Annotated in this window: 22 protein-coding genes and 1 tRNA gene; 14 read left to right on the forward strand and 9 right to left on the reverse strand. The window is 62.9% G+C overall.

Annotated features, from left to right (window positions below):
* Positions 1–78: 78 nt before the first annotated feature.
* Positions 79–957, reverse strand: coding sequence for a TorF family putative porin (locus CKO40_RS09950; RefSeq protein ID WP_200346058.1), 879 nt, complete (start codon positions 955–957; stop codon positions 79–81).
* A 314-nt stretch (positions 958–1,271) separates the two neighbouring features.
* Between CKO40_RS09950 and ubiK the strand changes: the two genes are divergently transcribed.
* The 6 genes from ubiK (at position 1,272) to CKO40_RS09980 (ending at position 9,743) form a co-directional block, all read left to right on the forward strand.
* Positions 1,272–1,574, forward strand: a complete 303-nt coding sequence (gene ubiK, locus CKO40_RS09955; protein ID WP_200346059.1) for a ubiquinone biosynthesis accessory factor UbiK — start codon at positions 1,272–1,274, stop codon at positions 1,572–1,574.
* A gap of 36 nt (positions 1,575–1,610) precedes the next feature.
* Positions 1,611–3,170: a YifB family Mg chelatase-like AAA ATPase gene (locus CKO40_RS09960; protein ID WP_200346060.1), complete on the forward strand. Its 1,560-nt coding sequence runs from the start codon at positions 1,611–1,613 to the stop codon at positions 3,168–3,170.
* A gap of 2 nt (positions 3,171–3,172) precedes the next feature.
* Entirely contained in the window at positions 3,173–5,101 is a 1,929-nt protein-coding gene (locus CKO40_RS09965) for an ATP-binding cassette domain-containing protein (RefSeq protein WP_200346061.1), read from the forward strand.
* Positions 5,101–5,664, forward strand: a complete 564-nt coding sequence (locus tag CKO40_RS09970) for a DUF2939 domain-containing protein (protein WP_200346062.1) — start codon at positions 5,101–5,103, stop codon at positions 5,662–5,664. The genes CKO40_RS09965 and CKO40_RS09970 overlap by 1 nt, the downstream gene beginning before the upstream one ends.
* A gap of 188 nt (positions 5,665–5,852) precedes the next feature.
* Positions 5,853–8,369, forward strand: a complete 2,517-nt coding sequence (locus CKO40_RS09975; RefSeq protein WP_200346063.1) for a glycogen/starch/alpha-glucan phosphorylase — start codon at positions 5,853–5,855, stop codon at positions 8,367–8,369.
* A gap of 72 nt (positions 8,370–8,441) precedes the next feature.
* On the forward strand, positions 8,442–9,743 hold the full coding sequence (locus CKO40_RS09980) for a Glu/Leu/Phe/Val family dehydrogenase (protein ID WP_242476947.1): 1,302 nt from the start codon (positions 8,442–8,444) through the stop codon (positions 9,741–9,743).
* Positions 9,744–9,957: 214 nt separating this feature from the next.
* Here CKO40_RS09980 and CKO40_RS09985 read toward each other — a convergent pair whose 3' ends face one another.
* The gene (locus CKO40_RS09985; protein WP_200346065.1) at positions 9,958–10,443 is read right to left on the reverse strand and encodes a DUF1640 domain-containing protein; all 486 of its coding nucleotides are present in this window, start codon (positions 10,441–10,443) and stop codon (positions 9,958–9,960) included.
* Positions 10,444–11,198: 755 nt separating this feature from the next.
* Here CKO40_RS09985 and tnpA point away from each other — a divergent pair.
* A complete protein-coding gene (gene tnpA / locus CKO40_RS09990) occupies positions 11,199–11,624 on the forward strand; it encodes an IS200/IS605 family transposase (RefSeq protein ID WP_200346066.1) in 426 nt (141 codons plus the stop codon).
* Positions 11,625–11,705: 81 nt separating this feature from the next.
* On the opposite strand, the gene CKO40_RS09995 is transcribed toward tnpA, so the two are convergent.
* Positions 11,706–11,790 (reverse strand) — tRNA-Leu (locus tag CKO40_RS09995).
* A 362-nt stretch (positions 11,791–12,152) separates the two neighbouring features.
* Here CKO40_RS09995 and CKO40_RS10000 point away from each other — a divergent pair.
* The 3 genes from CKO40_RS10000 to CKO40_RS10010 all read left to right on the forward strand — a co-directional run bounded on the left by CKO40_RS10000 (position 12,153) and on the right by CKO40_RS10010 (position 13,819).
* On the forward strand, positions 12,153–12,815 hold the full coding sequence (locus CKO40_RS10000; RefSeq protein ID WP_200346067.1) for an LON peptidase substrate-binding domain-containing protein: 663 nt from the start codon (positions 12,153–12,155) through the stop codon (positions 12,813–12,815).
* A 246-nt stretch (positions 12,816–13,061) separates the two neighbouring features.
* On the forward strand, positions 13,062–13,388 hold the full coding sequence (locus tag CKO40_RS10005; protein ID WP_200346068.1) for a HesB/IscA family protein: 327 nt from the start codon (positions 13,062–13,064) through the stop codon (positions 13,386–13,388).
* Between the two features lie 20 nt (positions 13,389–13,408).
* On the forward strand, positions 13,409–13,819 hold the full coding sequence (locus tag CKO40_RS10010) for a SufE family protein (protein WP_200346069.1): 411 nt from the start codon (positions 13,409–13,411) through the stop codon (positions 13,817–13,819).
* Between the two features lie 336 nt (positions 13,820–14,155).
* On the opposite strand, the gene CKO40_RS10015 is transcribed toward CKO40_RS10010, so the two are convergent.
* Positions 14,156–14,830, reverse strand: coding sequence for a Fe2+-dependent dioxygenase (locus CKO40_RS10015; protein WP_200346070.1), 675 nt, complete (start codon positions 14,828–14,830; stop codon positions 14,156–14,158).
* 78 nt (positions 14,831–14,908) lie between these two features.
* Between CKO40_RS10015 and CKO40_RS10020 the strand changes: the two genes are divergently transcribed.
* The 4 genes from CKO40_RS10020 to mepA all read left to right on the forward strand — a co-directional run bounded on the left by CKO40_RS10020 (position 14,909) and on the right by mepA (position 19,635).
* On the forward strand, positions 14,909–15,547 hold the full coding sequence (locus CKO40_RS10020) for a hypothetical protein (RefSeq protein ID WP_200346071.1): 639 nt from the start codon (positions 14,909–14,911) through the stop codon (positions 15,545–15,547).
* Between the two features lie 19 nt (positions 15,548–15,566).
* Entirely contained in the window at positions 15,567–17,360 is a 1,794-nt protein-coding gene (locus tag CKO40_RS10025) for an SLC13 family permease (protein ID WP_200346072.1), read from the forward strand.
* A gap of 245 nt (positions 17,361–17,605) precedes the next feature.
* Positions 17,606–18,265: a hypothetical protein gene (locus CKO40_RS10030; protein ID WP_338074160.1), complete on the forward strand. Its 660-nt coding sequence runs from the start codon at positions 17,606–17,608 to the stop codon at positions 18,263–18,265.
* Between the two features lie 506 nt (positions 18,266–18,771).
* Positions 18,772–19,635, forward strand: coding sequence for a penicillin-insensitive murein endopeptidase (mepA, locus tag CKO40_RS10035; protein ID WP_200346105.1), 864 nt, complete (start codon positions 18,772–18,774; stop codon positions 19,633–19,635).
* Between the two features lie 45 nt (positions 19,636–19,680).
* Here the strand turns inward: mepA and CKO40_RS10040 are convergent, their stop codons facing one another.
* From CKO40_RS10040 to yajC, 5 genes are all read right to left on the reverse strand, one after another.
* On the reverse strand, positions 19,681–20,082 hold the full coding sequence (locus tag CKO40_RS10040) for a DNA-binding transcriptional response regulator (protein WP_200346073.1): 402 nt from the start codon (positions 20,080–20,082) through the stop codon (positions 19,681–19,683).
* Between the two features lie 11 nt (positions 20,083–20,093).
* Positions 20,094–20,726: a 2OG-Fe(II) oxygenase gene (locus CKO40_RS10045; RefSeq protein WP_200346074.1), complete on the reverse strand. Its 633-nt coding sequence runs from the start codon at positions 20,724–20,726 to the stop codon at positions 20,094–20,096.
* Positions 20,723–21,670: a protein translocase subunit SecF gene (gene secF / locus CKO40_RS10050; RefSeq protein ID WP_200346075.1), complete on the reverse strand. Its 948-nt coding sequence runs from the start codon at positions 21,668–21,670 to the stop codon at positions 20,723–20,725. Before secF ends, CKO40_RS10045 begins: the two co-directional genes overlap by 4 nt.
* A gap of 38 nt (positions 21,671–21,708) precedes the next feature.
* Entirely contained in the window at positions 21,709–23,562 is a 1,854-nt protein-coding gene (gene secD, locus CKO40_RS10055) for a protein translocase subunit SecD (RefSeq protein WP_200346076.1), read from the reverse strand.
* 377 nt (positions 23,563–23,939) lie between these two features.
* Positions 23,940–24,269 carry a preprotein translocase subunit YajC gene (gene yajC, locus CKO40_RS10060; RefSeq protein WP_200346077.1) on the reverse strand — a complete coding sequence of 110 codons (330 nt, stop codon included), beginning with the start codon at positions 24,267–24,269 and terminating at the stop codon, positions 23,940–23,942.
* Positions 24,270–24,306 lie beyond the last annotated feature (37 nt).

Raw genomic sequence — 24,306 nt, forward strand, 5'->3', positions numbered from 1 at the left:
AATTAGCTCCGTTGAAATGGATACGCGGGCCTACTTGGACCCGCTGCGTATTTACTTAGCAAGCGCCGGACCTGCTTCTTAAAACTCCTTGCTCCAGCTCACCCAGATCTTTGGATCGGTATCGTAGCCGACCTCCTGGTCACCGTTGTTCTGATCCCAATTGAGGCCGAAAGTACCGAAGTCCCCAGCCTCACGCGTAATCGAAGCTCCGTAGTGCCAGTAATTTGCGCTTTCAGTCAAATCGATGACATTGCCGCTGGTATCGGTCACCGAGCCGACGACAACATCATCGTTTTCGAACTGATAGTACCCAGCGCGCAAGCTCAGACCAAAGTCATAAGGCAGCGCAAAGTCCGCACCACCGAAGTAATAGAGATCACCGTCGTCGAATAGCCCGTCATCATTCTCGCCGTAGACGGTATAAGCCACGCCGAGCGTGAACCATTTGAACGAGCCGCTCAGCGAGATTTCCGCGAAATCGGATTCTCTGCCATCTGGATAGGCGTAGTAGATCGCGCCGATGTCGTAGCTGACGTCATCGTTGATCGCGCCGCTGAAGCCCGCATAGAAATCGAGCTCATAGTTCGGGGAGGCAGGATCCGAACCGGAGGTGACACCTTCAACGATATAGTTGCCATCAGCGTCGGTCATTGGCAGCCCAGTGTTTGGATCCACCGGCACGATGCCAACCACATCTTCCGAACCTCCCTCGTCCCAGTCGATGTTCGAGGCCCAGGTACCGGCGTAGAAGCCACTCTCGTGGCCGACGTCGATGCCGCCCTGAATGGCCGCTTGGTCGCCTGTTTGGGTGACACCACGCCAGATGTAGTTGGAGACGGCACCGATGTTCGCACTGAAAGACCACGGCTGTTGGGCCAGGGCTGGGGCGGACATCAGAAGAGAGCCTGAGAGCACCGCACCAGAAACGGCGGCGATTCCGAAGCGTTGTGTTTTCATCTTGAAGTAACCTCAGTTGTCGTGTGGTCGAGGACGTCGGGTCGACGCCCTGTGCGGTGATCTTGCCGAATGCGTAATCACTGTCATGGACCTGTAAGCACCCCGCGTGCCACGCTTGCTTTGTGCGCAATAAACAACGAATTAGCGGAGGCTGTTGCAGAAAACCAACTTCCCGAATGCACCCATAGGGTGCACAGACCGTCGCGAGCGGATCATGGTATGCACCAATGAGGTGCGTAAACTGAGCGCGGGCGCGTGCGAAAGCCTGGCTCTATAATGAAACCAGCCATCTACAACGACCCGAGAGACAACTGATGCTGGAGCCAAAGCAGATCGATGACCTTGCCCGGCGCCTCGCCGCGAACGCGCCTAAGGGCTTCCAGGTGTTGCAGGAAGACCTCAATCGCAGCTTCCGAGCAACCCTGGAAGCAGCACTCTCGAGACTGGATCTCGTGACCCGGGAGGAGTTCGACGTCCAAGCAGCGGTACTCGCCCGCTCCCGGGCCAAACTCGAGGCGCTCGAGAAGCGTGTCGCCGCACTCGAGGCCCGCCTCTCGAGCGAGGCGGGATCGACAGAGCCGCCCGAGCCACTCGAGGACGGTGAGCCAGCGGCCTGAGAATGGCGATGCATCGGCGCTGACGAGACTGCGATCTTGGGTCTTTCCGTTCTCCACAGCCGCGCCCGGGTCGGGATCGAGGCGCCCGCGGTCACGGTCGAGGTCCACGCCGGGATCGGGCTGCCCTCGCTGTCGATCGTCGGCCTGCCCGAGGCCGCGGTGCGCGAGAGCAAGGATCGGGTCCGCGGGGCGCTCGCCAACAGCCGGTTCGAGTTCCCGGCCGGCCGGGTCACGATCAATCTTGCCCCGGCCGATCTGCCCAAGGAGGGCGGGCGCTTCGATCTACCGATCGCGCTCGGTATCCTCGTCGCCTCTGATCAGGTGCGACGCGACCAGCTCGAGACCCACGAGCTCGTCGGCGAGCTCGCCCTCAGCGGCGAGCTGCGTCCGGTCGATGCCGTGCTACCGGCCGCACTGGCCGCTCGAGCAGCGGGCCGCGCGCTGGTGCTCCCAGAAGCGAATGCATCGGAAGCGACCCTGGTGGGCGGGTTGGAGGTGCTGCCGGCGGCAGACCTGCTCGAGGTCTGCGAGCATCTCAACGGGCTGAGCCCGATCGCCCCTTACCGCCATACCGAGACCGCTGCGGCCCCGCTCAATGGGCCGGACCTGGCTGATGTCCGAGGTCAACCGCAAGCCAAGCGCGCCCTCGAGATCACCGCTGCCGGCGCCCACAGCCTGCTCATGCTCGGGCCTCCTGGGACCGGAAAATCGATGCTCGCGGCGCGGCTCCCCGGTATCCTGCCCAGCTTGAGCGATGCCGAGGCGGTGGAGGTCGCTGCGGTGCGCTCGGTCAGCCGCGGCCAGCAACCCACTGCCGCGGACTGGCGGGTGCGCCCGTTTCGCTCTCCCCACCACACCACCTCGGCCGTCGCGCTGGTCGGCGGCGGCGTCAATCCACGCCCTGGGGAGATCTCGCTTGCCCATCACGGGGTCTTGTTCCTCGATGAGCTACCCGAGTTCGATCGACGGGTGCTCGAGGTCCTGCGCGAACCGCTGGAATCCGGCCGCATCCATATCGCCCGCGCTGCGCGAAGCGCTGAATTCCCGGCCTGCTTTCAGCTGATCGCAGCAATGAACCCCTGCCCCTGTGGCCACCTTGGTGATCCAAGCGGTCGCTGCCGCTGCACGCAGGAGCAGATCGCCCGCTATCGCGGCCGCCTATCCGGCCCGCTGCTCGATCGCATCGACCTCCACATCGAGGTCCCGCGGCTACCGCCTGAAGCGTTCCAGCATCCGCCAGAGGGAGGATTGGAGACCAGTAGTCAGGTTCGAGAGCGGGTCAGTGCCGCTCGCGAGCTCGCGAGCGCACGCGCCGGCAAGCCCAACGCCGCGCTTCAGCCGCAGGAGATCGACCGCGATTGCGCGCTGGACGGTGCGGCACAGCGCCTCCTGACCCAGGCCATGCAGCAGCTCGGACTCTCCGCCCGCGCTTATCATCGTATCCTCAAGGTTGCCCGCACCATCGCCGATCTAGATCGAGCGAGCCGGATCGAGCCTGTTCATCTCAGCGAGGCGATCGGATATCGCCGGTTGGATCGCCAGCTCGATCCGTCACCGATGAGCGCTCGAGCAACGCCAACCCGAACCAAGGACTGATCATGCTGGACCTGCGCGGCATCAGCCTCCGCCGCGGCACCAAGCTGCTGCTCGACGGCGCCGACCTGCGACTGCATCCGGGCCAGAAGCTCGGGTTGATCGGGGCGAACGGGTGCGGGAAATCCAGCCTGTTGGCGTTACTGCGCGGCGAGCTTGCTCCCGACGCCGGTACGCTATCGATCCCGAACGGCTGGGAGATCGCGCATGTCGCCCAGCACACACCGTCCGGCGGGCGTGAGGCGATCGAGTTCGTCATCGATGGGGACAGAGAGCTGAGGGCACTGCAATCAGCCCTCGCCGCAGCCGAAGCCGACGACGACGGGATTCGCCAGGGAGAACTGCTCGGACAGCTCGACGCCATCGGGGCCTGGGAGGCCGAGAGCCGGGCGGCGCAGCTGATGCACGGCCTCGGTTTCGCCGTCGGCGATGAGCGCCAAGCCCTGGACACCTGGTCGGGCGGTTGGCGAATGCGGCTGGCGCTGGCCCAGGCACTGATGTGCCGATCCGATCTGCTCCTGCTCGACGAGCCGACCAACCATCTCGATCTGGATGCCGTCATCTGGCTCGAGGGTTGGCTGCGGTCCTATCCCGGCACGCTGGTACTGATCTCGCATGATCGCGACGTACTGGATGCGGTGGTCACATCGATCTGTCATCTCGAGCGGGGCAGGCTCCAGACCTACAGCGGCGGTTATTCGGCGTTCGAGCGCCAGCGGTCCGAGCAGCTCGCCCAACAGCAGGCCGCCTACCAGCGGCAGCAGCGCGAGATCGCGCATATGCAGGCGTTCGTCGATCGATTCCGCGCCAAGGCCACCAAGGCCCGGCAGGCGCAGAGCCGCCTCAAGGCGCTCGAGCGCCTCGAGCTGATCGCGCCGGCACATGTCGACACGCCGTTTCGGTTCCGTTTCCGCGATCCGGAGTCACAACCGCACCCATTGCTTCAGCTCGAGGCGGTGAGCGTCGGCTATGACAGCACCGCGGTGTTGGAAAACGTCGGCCTCGCCCTGGCACCCGGTGATCGCCTGGCCCTGCTTGGCGCGAACGGCGCCGGCAAATCGACTCTAATCAAGACCCTGGCGGGAGAGCAGCCGCTCCTCTGTGGGGCGCGCCAGGAGGCGCAGGGTCTACGCATCGGCTACTTTGCCCAGCATCAGATGGATCAACTGCGACCGGACGCCTCGCCGCTGCAACATCTCATCGCACTGGACCGCGAGGCGCCCGAGCAGTCATTGCGGGATTTCCTCGGCGGTTTCGGCTTCAGCGGTGATCAAGCGACCGAGCCGGTCGCACCCTTCTCCGGCGGCGAGAAGGCCCGCCTTGCACTGGCGCTGATCGTTTACCAGCGGCCCAATCTGCTCTTGTTGGACGAGCCGACCAATCATCTCGACCTGGAGATGCGACACGCGCTGAGCACGGCGCTGCAGGAGTTCGTCGGCGCCATGGTCTTGGTCTCGCACGATCGCCACCTGCTGCGCATCACCTGCGATGATCTCCTGCTCGTCGACGCCGGACGGGTTGTTCCGTTCGACGGGGATCTCGACGACTACCCGAATTGGATCAGCCAGCGCGCCGCGCAGAGGCGTACTGCAGCCAATGGCACGTCGGCAGCTCAAGCCGGCGCCGACGCCGGTGCTGAGCGCCCCGGCACCAAGAAGGCCGCGCGCCAGCGCGACGCCGAGGAGCGCGCGCGCTCCCAGCCGCTTCGCCGCCGCCTCGCCGAGCTCGAGCAGCGTCTCGAGCGGTTGACCGAACAACGCGATGTCATCGATCAGCGCCTCAGCGACAGCAAGCTCTACGAGCCCGAGGCGAAGCAAGAGCTGCTCGCCGTGATGGAAGACAAGCGCAAGCTGAGCAGCGAGCTGAACGAGATCGAGCAGGCCTGGCTGGCAGCCGGTGAAGCACTGGAGCAGCTCCAGTCGCAGCAACGCTGATGCAGTCACCAGGCCGACGACGCGCACAAGCGGCATTGTGGCGGCGGCCATTACAGCTGCCTCGCAGCCTCCGCCGGCTCGCGGCCGCCGTCGCGGTCGTCGCCGGCCTGTATCTGATCTCGCCCTACTGGATGCTCTGGGAGCTCAATCGCACCGTCGTCAATGGGCCGACCGCCGCGCTGGGTCCAATGGTCGCGATCGAGTCCGTGCGCGATCAGGTCCAGCGACGGCTGAACAAGGAGCAGGAAAGCTGCATCGGCGAGGTATCGGATGCCTTTATCGACTGGATACAGCAGAGCATCCGCCGCCACCGAGGCGATCCTCTAACAAGGTCGATCGATCTTGCATGGCTGCGCAAGCGGCTGCTGACGCACAGCCGGGGTGATAAGGGGTTCTGGCCCGCGCTCGAGTATGCATTCTACATGTCACCAACCCGTTTCAGGGTCCGGATCGGGCCCAACGCACCCGAAACCGAGCCGGCTGACGACGCCTCCGCACCCGCGGTCTCTCTGTGCCTGGGCCGCGGGTGGTTCAGGTGGCGGGTGATCGCCGTCTCCTACTGAGGCTGCCCGAGCCACCATGCCACCGCTCGCTTGTCTCTGACCCTTCGCTTGTCTCTGGCCCTTTTGAAAACGACGGGGACTGATCGCGGAAATCGTTCTCATCGGCGCACGGAGCGCGTTATCTTAGGGCCTGAAATACCGAAGCGCCGCACAGTTCTCGCCCTCTTCTTTTCGCTCAGGATCACCGCATGTCTCCGTTTAAAGACCTTACCGAAAGCTCGCCCAACGAACGTCTGTTCAAGCTCGATCCCTTAGGCATGGATGCCGAGAGCCTTGGCCGGGACTTCCAGCACTATTTCGCCCATACCCTCGGGCGCGACCGCGACTGCCGCTCGGCCTACTATCCGTATAAGGCGCTAGCGGTCTCGCTGCGCGACCGCCTGATGGAGCGCTGGAAGCGCACCCGCCACGCGCATGACCAGGCCAACTGCAAACGCACCTACTATCTCTCGCTCGAGTTCCTAATGGGACGCTCGCTGAGCAACGCGCTGCTCAACCTCGGCATTACCGATGAGGCACGACAGGCACTCTACGAGATGGGCCTGCAGTACGAGGAGATCGAATCCGCCGAGATGGATGCTGGCCTCGGCAATGGCGGTCTCGGTCGACTCGCCGCCTGTTTCCTCGACAGCTGCGCGACCCTGCAATTGCCGGTCAAGGGCTATGGCCTGCGCTACGAATATGGCATGTTCCGGCAGCTCGTCGAGAACGGCCGCCAGGTCGAGGAGCCCGACCATTGGCTGCGCGACGGCAACCCCTGGGAGCTGGAACGGCCCGAGTACACCCAACGCATCCCGTTCGGCGGACGCACCGAGACCTACACCGACCAACAGGGCCGCAGCACGCAGCGCTGGGTCGAGACCCATGATGTGCTCGCGGTGCCCTACGATATCCCGATCCCCGGCTATCGCAACGACACCATCAACACGCTGCGCCTGTGGTCGGCGACGGCGACCGATGTCTTCGATCTCGGCGAGTTCAACGCCGGCAGCTATCCGGAATCGGTCGCCGCGAAGAACGACGCCGAGCACATCACGATGGTGCTCTACCCGAACGACGCCAGCGAGAACGGCAAGGAGCTGCGGCTGCGGCAGCAATACTTCCTCGCCTGCGCCAGCATCAAGGACGTCATCCGCGAATGGCAGCGGCTGCATGGCAACGACTTCAGTGAGTTCGCCGACAAGAACTGCTTCCAGCTCAACGACACCCACCCGGCCGTCTCGGTCGCGGAGCTGATGCGTCAGCTCGTCGACCTACACCACCTTGAATGGGACCAGGCCTGGGGGATCACGACCCGCACCATGGCCTACACCAACCATACGCTGCTGCCCGAGGCGCTCGAGCGCTGGCCGGTGCGGCTGTTCCGGACGCTGCTGCCGCGCATCCTCGAGATCATCTACGAGATCAACGCGCGCTTCCTGTCGCAGGTGGCCTCGCGCTGGCCGGGTGATATGGATCGTCAGCGGCGGATGTCGCTGATCGAGGAAGGGGATGATCCGCAGGTGCGGATGGCCTTCCTCGCCATCGTCGGCAGCTTCTCGGTCAACGGGGTCGCCGCGCTGCACTCGGAGCTGCTCAAGCAGGGGCTGTTTCGTGACTGGTACGAGCTCTGGCCCGATAAGTTCAACAACAAGACCAATGGGGTCACACCTCGCCGCTGGCTCGCGATGTGTAATCCGGGGTTGCGCGAGCTGCTCGATGAGACCGTTGGGGAAGGATGGGTCACCGAGCTCGGCAAGCTGGAGCAGCTCGCACCCAAGGCAGAGGATTCCGCGTTTCAGGAGCGGTGGGACAAGATCAAGCGCGAGAACAAGGCGCGCCTCGCGCAGATGGTCAGCTCGACCTGTCGGATCGACTTCCCGGTCGAGTTCATGTTCGACGTCCAGGTCAAGCGCATCCACGAGTACAAGCGCCAGCTGCTCAATATCCTGCACGTCATCCATCTCTACAACCGCATCAAGCATGGCGACGGCCAGGTCGGCGCCCCGCGCTGCGTGCTGGTCGGCGGCAAGGCGGCACCGGGCTACGAGATAGCGAAGCTGATCATCAAGCTGATCAACAACGTCGCTAAGGTCGTCAATTCCGATCCGGCGGTCACCGACCAGCTCCGTGTTGCGTTCATTCCGGACTATCGCGTCTCGGTGATGGAGATCCTCGCACCCGGCACCGACCTGTCCGAGCAGATCTCGACCGCCGGCAAAGAGGCATCGGGGACCGGCAACATGAAGTTCATGATGAACGGGGCGCTGACCATCGGCACCCTCGACGGCGCCAACATCGAGATCCGCGAGCGCGTCGGCGAGGAGAACTTCTTCCTCTTCGGGCTCACCGCCGAAGAGGTCTCACACATGCGCTCGCACTATGATCCCGACGGCATCATCGCCCACGACGAGGCCCTGCGCGAGGTTATGGAGCTGCTCGAATGCGGCCATTTCAATCAGTTCGAGCCGGGAATCTTCGATCCGATCATCCACGGTATCCGTAACCCGGCCGACCCCTGGCTCACCGCCGCCGACTTCGACAGTTATCGCCGAGCGCAAAAGCAGGCGGCTTTGGCCTATCTGGATCGGGAGCGCTGGCTGCGCATGAGCATCCTGAACACGGCGCACAGCGGCCACTTCTCATCCGACCGCACGATCGCCGAGTACCGTGATGATATCTGGCAGTTGAAGCCGGTCGAGCCAACGCCCTACGGCACCTGGTAGAGCGGGTCAAGCCGATCTGAAGACCTTCGAGCCGCTTCGCCCAAGCGACGATGACAGAGGATGCCTGCAATCATGAGTACTGAGCTTGCGCCGGAGCATATGATCGACGTCCAGTTCGGTCGTGCCGAACAGCATATGGATCGGATCGCTCCGGGATTGCTCGAGCTGCTCCTAGCCCCCCGGCGAACGATCACGGTCAACCTCCCGGTCGAGCTCGATGATGGAACCATTGAGACCTTCGCCGGCTATCGGGTACTGCATAACCAGCTCCTCGGACCCGGCAAAGGCGGCATCCGCTTCCACCCTGAGGTCTCTTTGCCTGAGGTCTCAGCGCTCGCAGCACTGATGACCTGGAAGTGTGCGCTGCTGCGCATCCCGTTTGGCGGCGCCAAGGGCGGCATTGCCTGCAACCCGAAGCAACTGAGCGAGCGCGAGCGCCGGCGCTTGACTCGGCGCTTCGTCGCCGAACTTGGCGACAACATCGGCCCCTACACCGATATCCCAGCGCCGGACCTCTACACCGACAGCCAGACCATGGCCTGGGTCTACGACACCTATCAGGCGCTGCATCCGGGCGAGAACAACCTGCCGGTCGTGACCGGCAAGCCGCTCGCCATCGGTGGCTCGGAAGGACGCTCCGAAGCCACCGGCCGCGGTTGCGTCTACGCCGCTGAACGGCTCCTCAACCTTGGCGTCATCCCACAGCTGCCCTCATTGCAGGGCGCGCGCGTCGCGATCCAGGGCTACGGTGAGGTCGGCCGCGTCGCCGGGCGCCTACTCCATGAGCACGGGGCCAAGGTCGTTGCAGTCAGCGATTCGCGCGGCGGCGTGCTCGCGATCAATGGAGACCGACTCGATCTCGACGCACTCAACCATCACAAGGCCGACAATGGCACAGTGGTTGGGCTGGCCGAAACTCGGACCATCACCAATGCCGATCTGCTCGCGCTCGACTGCGACCTGCTGATACCGGCCGCCTTGGGTGGACAGGTCCATGCCGGCAACGCCGAAGCGGTCAAGGCCAAGGTGCTCGTCGAAGGCGCGAACCGACCGGTCACTCCGGAGGCCGACGACATCCTCTCGGCCCGCGGCATCCTCGTGCTGCCGGACATCCTGGCCAACGCCGGCGGCGTCACCGTCAGCTACTATGAATGGGTGCAAAACATCGAGCACCACAGCTGGCCCTTGGATGAGATCAACGGCCGACTGCGCAGCCGCATCAACAATGCCACCGACCGTGTCGTCGCACGCTGGCGCGCCTTCACCAGCTCCGAGAAGCGCAACGGCGCTTGCACCGATCTGCGCACCGCCGCATTGGTCGAAGCCCTCGAACGGCTTGCCGCCGTGCTCGAACAGCGCGGTGTTTGGCCTTAAACAGAAGGCAGCCACCCCCGATCTCTATGCCAAGCTCACCGAGATCACCGACGAGAAGGCGCGTGCGCGTCAAGCTCGCGGTTTGCTTCATCAGCCCCTGATGCCAAGGGTCGAGCAGGCGCACTGGCGCTGCGAGACGCGCGACCAGATTCGGTGTCGGTGGCTCGATGGCACGTGCTCCGGGGCCAACTCCGGCACCAACTCCGGCACTGAATCAGGGACCGATCAGCAGATCGACAAGCTTGAACACCGCACCGAGCACCGCCAAGCCCCCGAGTAGCCAGCGCGTCTGAGCCGCCATGGCTTGGTGCAGGCTGACCTCCACTTGCTTGAGCTCGGTGCGCAGGCGACCCTCCATCTCGGCCATGCGTGCATCGACCTCACGGATCTGCAGCTCGATCCCCTTGATCTGCCCCTGCAGCCGTGCATCGACCTCTCTGATCTGCCCCTGCAGCCGCGCATCGACCTCTCTGATCTGCTCTTGGAGGCGGGCCTCTACCGCTTTGATCTGCAGCTCTACGCCTTTGATCTCCTTCTGGAGGCGCAATTCGCTCTCGCGCACGTGACTTTGGGTGGCGAGGTCGTTGATCTGCGGAAAGCGTGCCTCGAGCGCGTCGAAGGCGTCGGCGATCAATCGTGCCCGGGTCTTTTCGTCCGGCGCTTCGGTGAGCTGGGCATACAGTTCCAGGGCAGCACTCATCGCCTCGTTCCTCCCGACGTCGCTGTAGCCAGGGGTTCACAACCAACCGCAACTGGCAGCGTAACAGCTGTGGACCAACCATAGATCGACCCTGCGATCCTTGATCATCGCCTGGCTCAATCCCTGGCATAGCGGTCAACGATAAACTATTTTATTTTTAAAAATAAATAGTTGTATTGCTGGCTGTTGTGCGAGCCGCTGTCGCTGGATCAAGGCCGGCCTGCGCTGATTATTACGAGTTGTATGTATTCAAATAGTAATCGTAATAGACACAGTGGATAAACCGTAAAAAAGTCCATTACATCAATACTTTCAGTATCTTATGAAAAAATAAGCCTGTGCTCTGGAGCTCGTGGGGTTGTTGATGGGTTGTGGATAGATCGCCGGTTCGGATTCGTCGACAAGTTATTCACAGGCTACAAGGTTAGGCGACAAACAAGATCTCGGTAGCGCCCGAGCATACCTGATCAGCTGGCCGGATCAGCTGGCCCGATCAGCTGGGTCACGACCTGACGATCGCGCTGCTGTTCGGCAATGACGCTCGAGGAGGGGGTGAGTGAAGGATGCAGATCAGGCTGCGGTCGACGAAGCCGGCCGAGCGTGTTTTCGCCGGCAGTGAACCGCGAGCGTCCCACTGGGCGGCGAGGGCGAGGGCGTGAGGATGCCGCTAAGGCTTTGATTGTCCGAAGTAGGGTTCAAACCACCGCCTTTAGGCGGTCAGATTTATCTTTGAAGCCTTTTGCACAGTCGAAGAGATGGAGTACCGGTACGGCAGCCACACAGTTTTCAAGATTCAGTACCACTTTGTGTTCGTCACGAAGTATCGCTATCACGTTCTGAAAGGAGATGTTGCCCTCAAGGCCCGCGAGCTGATCCGCCAGACATGCGAAGCTTTCGAGATCGAGATTCTCAAGGGCGTCGTGAGCAAGGACCACATCCATATCCTGGTCTCAGCGCCCCCGAATATGGCTCCGAGCGAGATCATGAGACGGATCAAGGGACGCACCTCGACAAAACTGTTCGAGACGTTCCCCGAGCTGCGAAAGCGCTACTGGGGCAGGCACTTCTGGGCTCGCGGCTACTTTTGTGTTACGTCCGGAGAGGTGACCGAAGAGATGATCAAGGAATATCTGGAGCATCATTTTGAGCCCCGCACAGATGACAACTTCCGAACCGAATAAACGGGTCTGTCGACCCGTATCCGGACTTTCAGTCCGTAAATCCAACCCACCAGCTTTAGCTGGTGGTTGTTGAGTCTGAAGTGGTGCCCGGGGCCGGACTCGAACCGGCACGGCCGAAGCCGAGGGATTTTAAGTCCCTTGTGTCTACCAATTTCACCACCCGGGCAGTCGTGGGCTAAGAGGCTGTATCAAAACGGCCGCTTGACCCGCGCAACCTGCTGATCCATCCGGCGATAGGAGGCATTCTGTTAGGCCTCTGAGTTGAGGCCTGCGCGGGGACTGCAGCGGTCGCACCGGTGCCGACCCCGATTATGATCGTTTCCGACAGCTCATGCGAGGCGCTCCTTGAGGGCGTGCCCAAGAGCGCGCCCAAGAGCGCCCAGTCCAGCTCGGCAAGATGGGCGCCGGGTGAGCCACCTAAAGGGCCTGAGGACGGCTGGCAGCTTTGAGCATCGCGCGGTTGACCCTTATCTGCATCACAGGGGCTCACACTTTCTCGTCCAGAGCAATCATTTGGAGTCGTCAACGATGCGTAGCCCGTTTCTCCAGCGTTTGCCGGATTTGCCCGATGTGCTGCCGATCTTCCCGCTCAACGGCGCGGTCGTGATGCCCGGGGTCCAGTTGCCGCTCAATATCTTCGAACCGCGTTACTTGACGATGGTGCAGGCGGCGCTGGCGAGTGACCATCTGATCGGGATGGTGCAGCCGCGCGGGCAGGGCGAGGACGAAGAGGATCGGCCGCCGATCCATCGCACCGGTTGCGCGGGCCGGATCACGTCTTATAGCGAGACGAACGATGGTCGTATCGTGCTCGTGCTGACGGGACTCTGCCGGTTTGCGGTTGCCGAGGAGCTGGCGATGCAGGAGGGCTTCCGGAGGGTGGTGCCGAACTGGGAGCCGTTCGTGCTCGATCTCGAGGACACTGAGGCAACGCTCGACGAGCGCGATCGTTTCATGGGCTCGCTGCGCGCATTCTGTGATCAGCGCAGTGTCGAAGTCCCCTGGGACGATCTGAGCAAGATGGCAGACAACGATCTCGTCAATCTGCTGTGCGCGCATCTACCGCTCGATGCGGAAGACAAGCAGGCCTTGCTGGAGACGGTGCCGTTCGGCGAGCGTGCGTCACTGATGCGCGGCCTGATGGAGATGTCGGCGCAGGCATCGCGGCTGGGTACGGAGCATCGCCATTAATGTTCAGGGAGGCTCACCGTTAGATCACGACGGTGGTCGTCTCATCCTCCGGGGTGGCCGGCCGCCATAATCCTTCGGGGTTGTCCGGGACATATCGAGCGCGTCAGGGCCTTGAAATTCGAGCCGCTAAGGTTCACTACAACGACCAGGGCGAGATGGCCTCGGGATCGAGATCGGTCGGATGCATAGGATAGACCGGGCTTAGCATCGTCGAGGCTCAATCGGAACGAGATGGGGTATCAAAGAATGGCAGTTACATTGACCGACGCGGCGGCGAGCCACGTTAACAAGATGATCAGTCAACGCGGCCATGGTATCGGGCTGCGCATCGGCACCAAGAAGAGCGGCTGTACCGGTTTCGCGTACGTCGTCGACTACGCGGACGACTGCGACGAGGGCGACCATGTCTTCGAGAGCCATGGCGTCAAGGTCGTCGTCGATGAGGCGAGCCTGCCGCGCCTCGAAGGGATGGAGGTCGACTTCGTCAAGTCCAGCCTCTTGAACGAGGGATTCGAGTTCCGTAATCCCAATGTCAAGGATGCCTGCGGCTGCGGCGAATCGTTCAGCGTCTAACCCTGTGCGAAGTGCATTCCATGGCTGACGAATCGATCCAGGACATCGTCGAGACCTTCGATCTGCTCGGAGATTGGGAGCAGCGCTATCAGTATCTGGTCGAGATCGGTGAACGGCTCCCGGCGATGTCTCCTGCGAGCAAGACCGAGGCGAATCGCGTCATGGAGTGCATGAGCACCGTCTATGTGGCCGCAACGAATGAGGACGGGGTGATCCGGTTCGAGGGGGACTGCGATACGGCGATCATCAAGGGCGTGGTGGCCCTCCTGGTCGGACTGTTCTCGGGTAAGACCGCAGTGGAGATCGAGGAGACCGACGTCGATGCGCTGTTCGAAGGGCTCCAGCTTGAGGAGCATCTCAGCCCCAATCGTCATGTGGGTGTCTACGCGATCGTCAATAAGATGAAGGCGCAGGCGGCCAGCGCGGCCTGATCGTCCATCATCTACTGTATCGCCCGCAGTCGTTCAAGATCGGGCGCTCGCCTTGCCGCTATGACGCTTGCCGGGAAGCGCGGGTCGGAACTCGTCGGATCGTCGTTCGCCTGCCAGGGGCGTCGTCTTAACCCCAGGGGCGTCGTCTCAACCATAGCCGGGCTCTGTGATCGGCAGCGCGATGAAGACGACGGGCGAAAAGACCAGCCAGGTGCTCTGACAGAGAGCGGCTCACGCCCATCGCGTCGCGCCGCCCCTCGAGAAGGAACGGTTCTCAGCCGTTGTGTCGCAGTCGAGGGGCCTGGTGCATGCGGGCGTGAACGCAGTCGAGAGGCCTCAGAGCTCGCTCCACATGCGCACCAGATTCGCATAGCTGCGGTCCACCTGGGCGGTATGCTCGGTTTCGGGTGCCGCCTTCAACAGGGTTTCCCGTGCCAGATTGAGCTCGTAGAGGAGCTCGCGCTGCGCTGGATCGCGGACATAGCTCTGGACCCAGGTCAATGCGACCAGCCGCTCGCCGGCGGTGACCTCGGCAACCTGATGGAGGCTAGAGGCTGGATAGATGACTGCATCACCGGCCGGGAGCTTGACGCGGCGATCGCCGAAGGAGGTCCGCATCACCAGCTCGCCGCCCTCGTAGTCCTCGGGCGGGTTGAGAAACAGGGTCATTGAGACATCGGTGCGGAAGCGGGGTCCGCTCGTGCCCATGATCGGATCATCGACGTGATCCCCATAGGTCATCCCCGGCCGATAACGGGCGAAGATCGGGTCGGCGACGCGATGTGGCAGCGCGGCAAAACGAAAGCGTTCGTTATGACCGAGACTCGCCATCAGGACCCGCACCAGGAGCTTCATGCGCTCGGGGTCTTGGCGCATCTCTTCGTTGCGCTTGACGCGCGAGGCCGCGAAACCGGCGCTGAGCTTGCCGTCGACGAACGGTGCATCAGCAAGGAGCTCCCGCACCTTCTGGAGCTGAGCCGGGTTCAGTAACGCTGGAATGGTAAGCAACATAGCAGACACTTGTCGAAGCCGACGTTCCAGTTAGAATCGGCGGCTTGGTAGAGATGACGCAACGATTTGGAGCCCGCGATGATCCTCAAGGCCATCATCGATGAGCAAGTCTACACCCTGAACGTACCGGACCCGGTGATCGAGCGGGGTGGGGATTTCTTCGATCAGCTTGACCGCGACATGGACCAAGGCTGGCAGATGAGCCGGGAGTGGGTGGAGGCACCGAACCGGCTGCAGCGCTGCCAGATCATCGCCGACAAGCTGCTGACCGCCCTCGAGAAGGAGAACGAGAAGCTCGGCATGCTGATGGCCGGCTATATCCTGGATCGGCTACCGAACGTCGAGACTGTCGAGCTCGATGTTCAGGGGGAGATCCAGAACAACCAGTTCAGCTTCCGCGACCAAGGCCGTTCCGCGGATACCGACCTGAGCGCAGCGGAACAGACCCCGGTCGGGACGCCCGCAGCCGAGCCCGAGCCGGACGAAGCGGAGACCGGCAGCGCGATGCCCGCCGGGCTCGACAAGATCCAAGCGATGACCCAGGCCGGCCAAGACGTCACCCAGGTCTTCAAGGTCGGAAAGGCTTATCGGTTCTCGGTCTATGACCACGACAGCGGCAGCTGGCAGGATTCACCGTTGATCGCCAACCAGCCCGAGGCGGAGCGACTGCGACAGGAGGCGTTCAAGGCGCGCTACGAGGCGCTTCAGCGCGGCTGACGGCGCCGAAGCCACCCGAATGGAAGCGTTGCTCGCGCTGGGCTGGGAGGGATGGCTGAGCCTCGCGCTGGTGGCGCTCTCGTTCGTCCTCTTCCTTCGGACCCGCATTGCGCCCGATGTAGTCACCTCGGGTGCGCTAACCGTCTTGCTCGTGACCGGCGTGCTGACGCCGGCCGAAGCGCTTGCCGGGTTCGCCAATCCGGGCATGCTGACGGTCGCGGTGCTGTATATGGTGGTCTCGGGACTGACGGAGACCGGTGCCGTCAGCTGGATCAGTCAAGCGCTACTCGGCCGGCCGCGCACCGAGAGCGGCGCACGGCTGCGGCTGATGCTGCCGGCCGCGGGCCTCAGCGCCTTCCTGAACAACACGGCGGTGGTCGCGATCTTCATCCCGGCCGTCAGCGATTGGGCGCGTCGCCACCGCTTGGCGTTGTCGGGCCTTCTGATCCCGCTGAGCTTCGCCAGCATCGTCGGGGGAACCTGCACCCTGATCGGCACGAGCACCAACCTGATCGTCAACGGCCTCTATGTGGAGCGGTTTCAAGAGGCGGGATTCGCGCTGTTCGAGCTTGCCTGGATCGGGCTTCCTCTGGTCATTACGACCCTCGTGTTCGTGATGCTGACCGCCCGCTGGCTATTGCCTGCACGCGCGCCGGCTGCCGAGCGCTTCGAGGACGTGCGCCGCTATACCGCCGAGATGCTTGTTGCTGCGGACAGCCCGTTGGCCGGAAAGAGCATCGAGGCGGCCGGGCTACGGCAGCTGCCGGGGCTGTTCCTCGCTGAGATCGAGCGCGAGGGCCAGATCATGCCGGCTGTGTCGCCTCAGGAGCTCCTTGCGCCCGGTGATCGGCTGATCTTCGTCGGCATCATCGATTCGGTAGTGGACCTGCACCGTATCCGCGGTCTGGAGCCAGCCTCGGATCAGGTCTATAAGCTGGGCGGACCACGCCAGGACCGCTGCTTCGTCGAAGCGGTGCTCTCGAACAAATGTCCATTGGTCGGCTTGAGCGTGCGGGCGGGGGGCTTTCGGGGCTACTACAACGCCGTGATCCTGGCGCTGTCACGCAACGGCGAGCGTGTGCAACGCAAGATCGGCGATATCATCTTACAGGCCGGTGATACCTTATTGCTCGAAACCCGCCCCGAGTTCATCTTGCAGCAACGCAACTCGAAGGACTTCCTGGTGGTCAGTCAGCTCGGCGACGAGCATCCGCTGCGTCACGACCGGGCACCGCTCGCGATCGCGATCGTGATCGCGATGGTTGCGCTCGTCGCACTGAAGCTTGTCACCATGCTGGAGGCTGCCTTGCTGGCGGCTGGGGCGATGATCCTGACCCGCTGCACGCCCGACCGGATCGCCCGACGGGCACCGGACTGGCAGGTCCTGATCGTGATAGCGACCTCGTTCGGGATCGGTGCCGCGCTGGAGAAGACCGGTGCTGCGGCGTTACTGGCAGGCGCGACCATCGATCTCGCGGGAGGGGTCCCCTGGCTTGCTCTCGGGCTGTTGTTCGTCGCCGCGGCCTTGTTGACCGCCTTAGCCACCAATAACGTCGCCGCGGTCCTGCTGTTTCCGGTCGCTGTCGATACCGCAGCGTTGATGCAGGTCAATCTGACGCCCTTCCTGGTGACCTTGATGGTTGGGGCCTCGGCCAGCTTCGCGACACCGATCGGTTATCAAACCAATCTGATGGTCTTCAACGTCGGAGGCTATCGGTTCGGCGATTTCCTGCGTATCGGTATCCCGCTGACCCTCGCGATTGGCGTCACGACCGTCGCGCTGGTGCCGCTGATCTGGCCGTTCCATGGGTGATGGGCTGGACACCAGGGGGTGCTGTGTCTAGTGTAATTGACATCCGAGACGCGATTTTAGTGTCAACCGAACCACACACATCTCAAAAAGGGTTTACACTTAAGCGAAGCTTGTCCGCTCCGACGGTCCGGCGTCGTCAAGATCATCGCGGTCGCGAGTGCGGCGCTCGTGTCGAGGTCTACCCTGTACCTCGGCGTCTGTGATCGTCGGTTCTCTTCACCACAGGTCCAGTTGGAGGACTCGTCGTGTCCGAAGCAACCGTCGTCTCCAGTGAAGCGCCCGCCAAGGCAAAGAAGAAACGCAATCGTTACCAATCCCCTCTTCTGATCGCGCTACTCCCTCAGATCGTCCTGTTCGTCTGCGCGGTCGTGTTGTTCTGGCTCAGCCAGAAGGACATGGCCGGCACAATCAAGTATTGGGAATACTTCGTCCCGGTCATCGCGTTGATCTCCCTCGTGTCGGGCTGGAGTCAGTCCTATCTCTCAAACGAGGTCCGGGCCTGGTATCTGATCAAGCAGGTCGTGCACTGGGGGGCGTTGTTCGCGCTGCTCTTTGTGATGAACAATGAGGGCCTGCGCGGCGCCATCGATGCGCAGCAGTACACCACGGTCGTGATCTATCTGATCGCGTTCGCGACGCTGTTGGCTGCCATTCATATGGACTTCAAGCTGTTCTTCTTCAGCCTGTTCCTGGTGTTCTGCGCCTACCTGCTGGCTGCGCCGGCAGACAATGCGATGCTCGCGTACATCGGGGATACCTTCGGGATCGACGGCGCGCAGAGTAAGGCGTTATCGATCAGCATCGGGGTCGCCGTCGTCGGCTTCATTGCCAGCACCTTCGTGCTCTTGTCGATGCGCGGGGCGCTGCTGACCAAGCGGATCGGCTCCAAGAAGAAGGGCGATTGAGGCGAGTCGGGCCACCGTCATTCGCCGCGTTTGCCGGTACCTGTCCGAGAGGCTCCACAAGGGTTTGGCTTGTGGAGCCTTGAATCTCGGGCGTCCCAACGCCGATACTGAAGGGGTCTCGAACATTGGCTTCCGGAAACTGCCGCGACCGGTCGCTTGATTCGCACAAGCCCCTGATTCATCTGATCGCAGGAGCCACTCTGTTCGGGCGCGTTGCCGCGATTGACGCGGGATCGATCGCCCGCCGCGGGACCGTGCCATGGGCATTAGACTGAGGCGATTTCTGTCAAAGCTCATACCGCCTTGCTGGTCTTTTCGCTCGCCTTCTTCGTCGCGCCGCCGGTCACATAGCCCGGCTATGCTCCCGGCGACGCTCCTCGAAGGCAAACGAAAATCCTGTGCAATTCGGTACGAGCTTTTCCGGCAATCGCCTGAAAAGAAGCCGTTCGTTCATGACCGCTGAAGCCGGCTTCTATCCGCCAAACCATCTCCACTCGCGCTACAGCATGCAACCCGAAAGAGACATCGCCACGCGTCTCAGCATCCTCTGGATCGGCGCGATGGCGCTTGTGGCGGCAGCAGTCAGCGCTCCGAGCAGCGCAGCAGAAACGCCTTGGTCGCGGATCGATACGGTCGCAGCCGGTCGGCCCGAAGCCATCGGCGGGCCGTCCAACGGCTGTCTTCGAGGCGCCAGCGAGCTGCCACCGGCCGGCGAGGGGTTCGTCAGCATCCGGCGTCATCGCAACCGGTTCTATGGTCATCCGCATACGCTGGAGTTCATCCAAGAGGTCGCGCGCGCCATCAGCCAGCGCACAGGCGATCTGATCATGATCGGTGATTTGGCGCAGCCACGGGGTGGGCGAATGGCCTCATCGCACGTCAGTCATCAAAACGGGCTGGACGTCGATATCTGGCTGACTCTGGCCGAATCGGCCCGACAGGCCTGGAATGAGACGCCGGAGGCCCGCGATCCGCCGACGATGGTCGCGGCAAGCCAGGCCGAGATCGGTCCACACTGGGGACCCGAGCAGCGTTTCCTGATCAAGACCGCCGCTGAGCACCCGAAGGTCGATCGCATCTTGGTCAATCCGGTGATCAAGCGCAGCCTCTGCCGCAGCGAAGGTGAAGCGGCATGGCTACGCCGGTTAAGGCCTTGGTGGGGTCATGATGCGCACATGCATGTGCGGCTCAAGTGCCCGTCAGATAGCACGGAGTGCCAGCAGCAAGCCCCCGTTCCCCCAGGAAGCGGCTGCGGCAGCCAGCTCGACTGGTGGTTCAGCGAGGAGGCGCGCTCGCCAAGCGGCTCCTATTCATCGCGGCCCAAGCCGCAGCCGCCAGCGACCTGCCGGCAGATCCTCAACGCATCCTGAATCCCGGGCGGCAAGTCTCGTTATTCTTGATTGGGCTGAAGCCAATCAAGCAGCAGATTCGCCCAGCGCGCGCTGCAGCACGGCCTCCATTTGGGACTCACTGACTGGAAGGGATAGGGTCGCAAACAACGGGAAGCGCGCGAGCAGTGATTCCAGCTTGTGCCGGTGCTCCGGTTGGTAGATCGCGATCACGCGGACCTCGGGATGCCGCTGCAGGCGCGCCATCAAGGTCTCGAGATTACTGGTGCGATCCCTGAAATCCGACTGGAAGTTGTATTCGGCGACGATCAGATCCGGCAGGCGGCGCTTCAGCGCTGACTGCGCCTTGCGCTGCGAGCTGACGACCTCGGTGTCGAAGCCGAGTCGCCGATATAACGGGGTGAAGTTCGGATACCCGCCAAGCTCGATGATTGCTAGCAGCTTTGGCGCGGATTGACGACTGTCCATCGCCGTTCGGCTCAAGCGAAGACCACCCAGGTCGTCGCGATGTACTTGAGCCCTGCTTGGAGCGTCACAGCGCGATGCTCATGGGTCCAGAACGGAGGAAACAGGACGAGCTTGCCGCGCTCCGGTTTCACGCGAATCTGTTGAAAGCGGAATTCGGTCTCGCCGCCAGGACCGGGCACATCGTTCAGATACCAGAGGGCGACGAGCTGGCGCTGACTCAGCTCATGGCTGCCGCCATCGATGTGCCAGTGATAATACTCGCCGGCGCGGTAGCGCTGGACTTGGTAGCCAATATCCTTGAACGGGCCGCGAAAATAGGGAAACGCGTCGCGCAGTTCGACCATCGCTGCACCCAGCGACCGGAACAGCATCTGATCCACATCCTTCCAGTCGGTCTTGTTACTGACCACGAGATCGGTGGTCTTCTTGACCGATGCATCCTCTTCGCGCAGCTGCCCGATTCGGCCGGCATAGTGCTGGTCGGGGTTTGCCTCGAAGCGAGCGACGACCTCATCGCAGAGCGTCGGCGGCAGCGCCGCGGCGCGCTCGAAGATGAAGCTGCCGGGCTGGAGCTCTCTCAGACTGCGCAGTGCATCGGCACCGCCGGGGGGTAGTGTGGCATTCGGGGTTGTCACGGCACTCATGGGCGATCGTCGACGACCTTACCTTCCTTCTCGATCGGCATCAGGTCCGCCTTGCTGACGCCGAGCCAGACCGCGGCAGCAGTGGCGATGTAGATCGTCGAGTAGGTGCCGATCAAGACGCCGATGATCAAGGCCAACGAGAAACCGCTGATGGCCGCGCCGCCGAGCAGGTACAGCGCGAGTAGGACGAGCAGGGTCGTCCCCGAGGTGATGATCGTTCGCGAGAGGGTTTGGTTGACGGAGCGATTGCTGATCTCGATCACGGTGCCCTTGCGCATCTTGCGGAAGTTTTCGCGTATCCGGTCGAAGATGACGATGGTGTCGTTGAGCGAGTAGCCGATCACGGCCAGCACCGCAGCGAGCACGGTAAGATCGAACGGGATGTAGAAGATCGAGAACATCCCGATCGTGAACAGCACGTCGTGCATCAGTGCAGCGACCGCGCCGACGGCGAAGCGCCATTCGAAGCGCAGGGCCACATAGACGAGGATGCCGATCAAGGCGAACAATACCGCCAACCCGCCTTGCTCGCGCAGCTCTTCACCGACCTGCGGGCCAACGAACTCGACGCGCCTGAGCTCCACGGCCGTATCGGCCTCGGCATCGAGCAGCTTGAACACCCGGTCGCTGAGCTTGGCGCTGGCATCCTCTCCCTCTTGCGGGGCGATCCGGATCAGGATGTCGCGGTTCGAGCCGAAGTACTGGACGGTCGCATCCGCGATCCCTTCTTCGGCGAGTGTCGCGGTGATCTCGGCGACCTCGACCGGCTCCTCGTAGCCGAGCTCGATCACGGTGCCGCCGGTGAAATCGAGTCCGAAGTTGAAGCCGCGAAACAGGATCGATAGCAGACAGAGCACCATCACGACCCCTGAGGCGATCGCCGCGATCCGGCGCTTGCCGAGGAAGTCGATATCGAGCTGTTTCAGGATCTGTGCATGCGCCATGGGTTGCTCCGGGGAGGGACTCCGGGGAAGGACTCCGGTCAGATCGCCAGTTGTTTGACGCGCCGGCCACCGTAGATCAGGTTGATCAGGGCACGTGAGCCGAGGATGGCCGTGAACATCGAGGTCAGGATGCCGATGAAGAGGGTCACTGCGAAGCCCTTAACCGGCCCGGTGCCGAAGCTGAATAGCACGATCGCCGCGATCAGGGTGGTGACATTGGCGTCGACGATGGTCGAGAGCGCCTTGTCATAGCCCGCGTGGATGCTCGCCTGCGGCGAACTGCCGTTGCGGATCTCCTCACGAATACGCTCAAAAATGAGCACGTTGGCATCGACTGCCATACCGACCGTGAGCACGATCCCGGCGATGCCGGGCATGGTCAGGGTCGCCTGCAGCAACGATAGGATGGCGACGATCAGCACCAGGTTGACCACCAGGACCACATCGGCGACGAGCCCGAACACCCGGTAGTAGAGGGCCATGAAGATCACGACCAGCGCGAGACCGATCAGCACCGAGCGGAAGCCCTGATCGATATTGTCCTGACCCAAGCTCGGGCCGATGGTGCGCTCCTCGACGATCTCGATCGGGGCCGCGAGCGCGCCGGCCCGCAGCAAGAGCGCCAGATTATGGGCCTCCTCGGAGCTGTCCAGCCCGGTGGTCTGGAAACGCCGGCCGAAGGGCTCGAGGATGTTCGCGACGCTGATGACCTCCTCGGTCCGGACACGATCCTTGACCGGCTCGCCCTCGATCAGCCGTGTGACCGAGCGCGATTCGATGAAGACCACCGCCATCGGCTTGCCGACGTTCTCGGTGGTGACCCGGCGCATCTGGCGCGCGCCCTGTCCATCGAGGCTGACGCTGACCATCGGCGAGCCGCTCTGCTGGTCGAACCCGGCGGCGGCGCTGGTGATCTGATCGCCGGTCACGATCACACGTCGCTTCAGTAGGATCGGTTGGCCGTTACGCTCATAGTAGAGCGCGGAGCCGACCGGCACCCGGCCATCGAGCGCGTCTTGCACATCGTGTTCGGTATCGACGAGCCGGTACTCGAGCGTCGCGGTCGCGCCGAGCAGATCCTTCAGCCGGGCCGGGTCCTGCGCCCCCGGGAGCTGGACGATGATCCGGCGCTCGCCTTGGCGCTGGATGATCGGCTCGGCGACACCGAGCGCGTTGACCCGGTTGCGCAGCGTGGTGATGTTCTGCTCGAGCGCAAAGTCCTTGATCTCCTCACGCTTCGCCGGGGGCAGGTTGCCGTAGACGTAGGCGTCGGCGCCCTCGCTCCCGGTGGTGACCTCCAGATCCCGGAACTCGCTGCGGATCACCTTCGCCGCCTGGTCGCGTTGCGCCTCGTCACGGAAGCGGACCGCGATGCGTCCGTCCTGATGACCGACGGTCAGATAGCGGATGCGCTCTTTTCGAAGCAGGGTCCGGATGTCGCCGGTGTAGCGCTCGAGTGCCTGCTCGACCGCGGCCTCCATATCGACATCGATCAGCACATGGATGCCGCCGCGCAGGTCCAGCCCGAGGAACATCGGCTGCAGCCCGAGCGCCTCGATCCAGCCGGGGAGGTCGGGTGACTGTGTCAACGCATGCTGAACGCGATCGCCGAGGGTGCGTTCCAAGGCCGCCTGACCGCGCAGCTGGGCGCTTGGCGTTGCAAACCGGATCAACGCCTTGCCGCCGTCACGACTCTCGATCTCCTTCACTGGGACGTCGGCGTTCTCCATCGCTGCAGCGATCTCGGCGATCGCGCCCGCGCTGAGCTCGCCGTCCTGGGCCCTGACCTCGATCGCTGGGTCCTGCGGAAACAGGTTCGGCAGTGCCAACACCAGCCCGACCAGCACAACGGCCAGGATCAGCAGATTCTTCCAAAGTGGGTACTGATTCATCAGGCAGCGTCTTCGATAATGACGGGATTCAGGCGGCCGGCAAGTCGCCACCGGTTCGGTAACGGATGCGTCCCCCGAGCGAGGCCGAGGCCCGTGCAGCGCCGTACTCAAACGCATCGAAACGAAGATGCGTCATGTGTCGCTCACGCGGACAACGAGCTTAGACGCCCTATCAAAATGCCCGCCTAGCCTACAGAAGCTACTGAATTATGGGCATTCAATGACATTCTGTTCGGGCTTCTTAGGACAATGATGACCGTTGCGCTGGCAGGGGCCGGGCCGTTAGCGGCGGCAGATGATTGTCGCCACCGCGCGCGAACCGCGCCTTGCCGGCGCGGTGCGTTCTGGACTCGAGGGGTCCGGTCGGGATGCTCCGATCACAGGTCCTTCAGTGAGCCCTTCGGGAGCACCGCTTCGACCGCTTGACGGCGAATCTTGATCACGACGTTGTCGGCGACCTCGACCTGGGCGAAATTATCGCCAAGCTCGGTGATCCGGCCGGCAACACCGCCCATGGTGACCACCTCATCGCCCTTGCCAAGGCCCTCGACCAGCTTCTTGTGCTCCTTCTGACGCTTGATCTGCGGGCGAATCATCAGGAAGTAGAGGATGATGATCAGACCGATCGGGAACAGCAGACCGAGCAGCGGATCGCCAGCCGGTGCACCTTCGGCCTGTGCCAAGGCGTCGGAGATGAAAAAGCTCATGAGAATCCTCGAGGTCGCGCATCAGGCGCGAAGCAGC

Origin of the sequence: Halochromatium glycolicum (genome assembly GCF_016584085.1) — a bacterium.
Classification (GTDB): Bacteria; Pseudomonadota; Gammaproteobacteria; order Chromatiales; family Chromatiaceae; genus Lamprobacter; species Lamprobacter glycolicus.

Excerpts from the sequence above, each read along its gene's own strand:
- CKO40_RS09950 (WP_200346058.1), bottom strand. The coding sequence starts at position 957 with ATGAAAACACAACGCTTCGGAATCGCCGCCGTTTCTGGTGCGGTGCTC.
- ubiK (WP_200346059.1), top strand. The coding sequence starts at position 1,272 with ATGCTGGAGCCAAAGCAGATCGATGACCTTGCCCGGCGCCTCGCCGCG.
- CKO40_RS09965 (WP_200346061.1), top strand. The coding sequence starts at position 3,173 with ATGCTGGACCTGCGCGGCATCAGCCTCCGCCGCGGCACCAAGCTGCTG.
- CKO40_RS09970 (WP_200346062.1), top strand. The coding sequence starts at position 5,101 with ATGCAGTCACCAGGCCGACGACGCGCACAAGCGGCATTGTGGCGGCGG.
- CKO40_RS09975 (WP_200346063.1), top strand. The coding sequence starts at position 5,853 with ATGTCTCCGTTTAAAGACCTTACCGAAAGCTCGCCCAACGAACGTCTG.
- CKO40_RS09980 (WP_242476947.1), top strand. The coding sequence starts at position 8,442 with ATGAGTACTGAGCTTGCGCCGGAGCATATGATCGACGTCCAGTTCGGT.
- CKO40_RS09985 (WP_200346065.1), bottom strand. The coding sequence starts at position 10,443 with ATGAGTGCTGCCCTGGAACTGTATGCCCAGCTCACCGAAGCGCCGGAC.
- tnpA (WP_200346066.1), top strand. The coding sequence starts at position 11,199 with ATGGAGTACCGGTACGGCAGCCACACAGTTTTCAAGATTCAGTACCAC.
- CKO40_RS10000 (WP_200346067.1), top strand. The coding sequence starts at position 12,153 with ATGCGTAGCCCGTTTCTCCAGCGTTTGCCGGATTTGCCCGATGTGCTG.
- CKO40_RS10005 (WP_200346068.1), top strand. The coding sequence starts at position 13,062 with ATGGCAGTTACATTGACCGACGCGGCGGCGAGCCACGTTAACAAGATG.
- CKO40_RS10010 (WP_200346069.1), top strand. The coding sequence starts at position 13,409 with ATGGCTGACGAATCGATCCAGGACATCGTCGAGACCTTCGATCTGCTC.
- CKO40_RS10015 (WP_200346070.1), bottom strand. The coding sequence starts at position 14,830 with ATGTTGCTTACCATTCCAGCGTTACTGAACCCGGCTCAGCTCCAGAAG.
- CKO40_RS10020 (WP_200346071.1), top strand. The coding sequence starts at position 14,909 with ATGATCCTCAAGGCCATCATCGATGAGCAAGTCTACACCCTGAACGTA.
- CKO40_RS10025 (WP_200346072.1), top strand. The coding sequence starts at position 15,567 with ATGGAAGCGTTGCTCGCGCTGGGCTGGGAGGGATGGCTGAGCCTCGCG.
- mepA (WP_200346105.1), top strand. The coding sequence starts at position 18,772 with ATGCAACCCGAAAGAGACATCGCCACGCGTCTCAGCATCCTCTGGATC.
- CKO40_RS10040 (WP_200346073.1), bottom strand. The coding sequence starts at position 20,082 with ATGGACAGTCGTCAATCCGCGCCAAAGCTGCTAGCAATCATCGAGCTT.
- CKO40_RS10045 (WP_200346074.1), bottom strand. The coding sequence starts at position 20,726 with ATGAGTGCCGTGACAACCCCGAATGCCACACTACCCCCCGGCGGTGCC.
- secF (WP_200346075.1), bottom strand. The coding sequence starts at position 21,670 with ATGGCGCATGCACAGATCCTGAAACAGCTCGATATCGACTTCCTCGGC.
- secD (WP_200346076.1), bottom strand. The coding sequence starts at position 23,562 with ATGAATCAGTACCCACTTTGGAAGAATCTGCTGATCCTGGCCGTTGTG.
- yajC (WP_200346077.1), bottom strand. The coding sequence starts at position 24,269 with ATGAGCTTTTTCATCTCCGACGCCTTGGCACAGGCCGAAGGTGCACCG.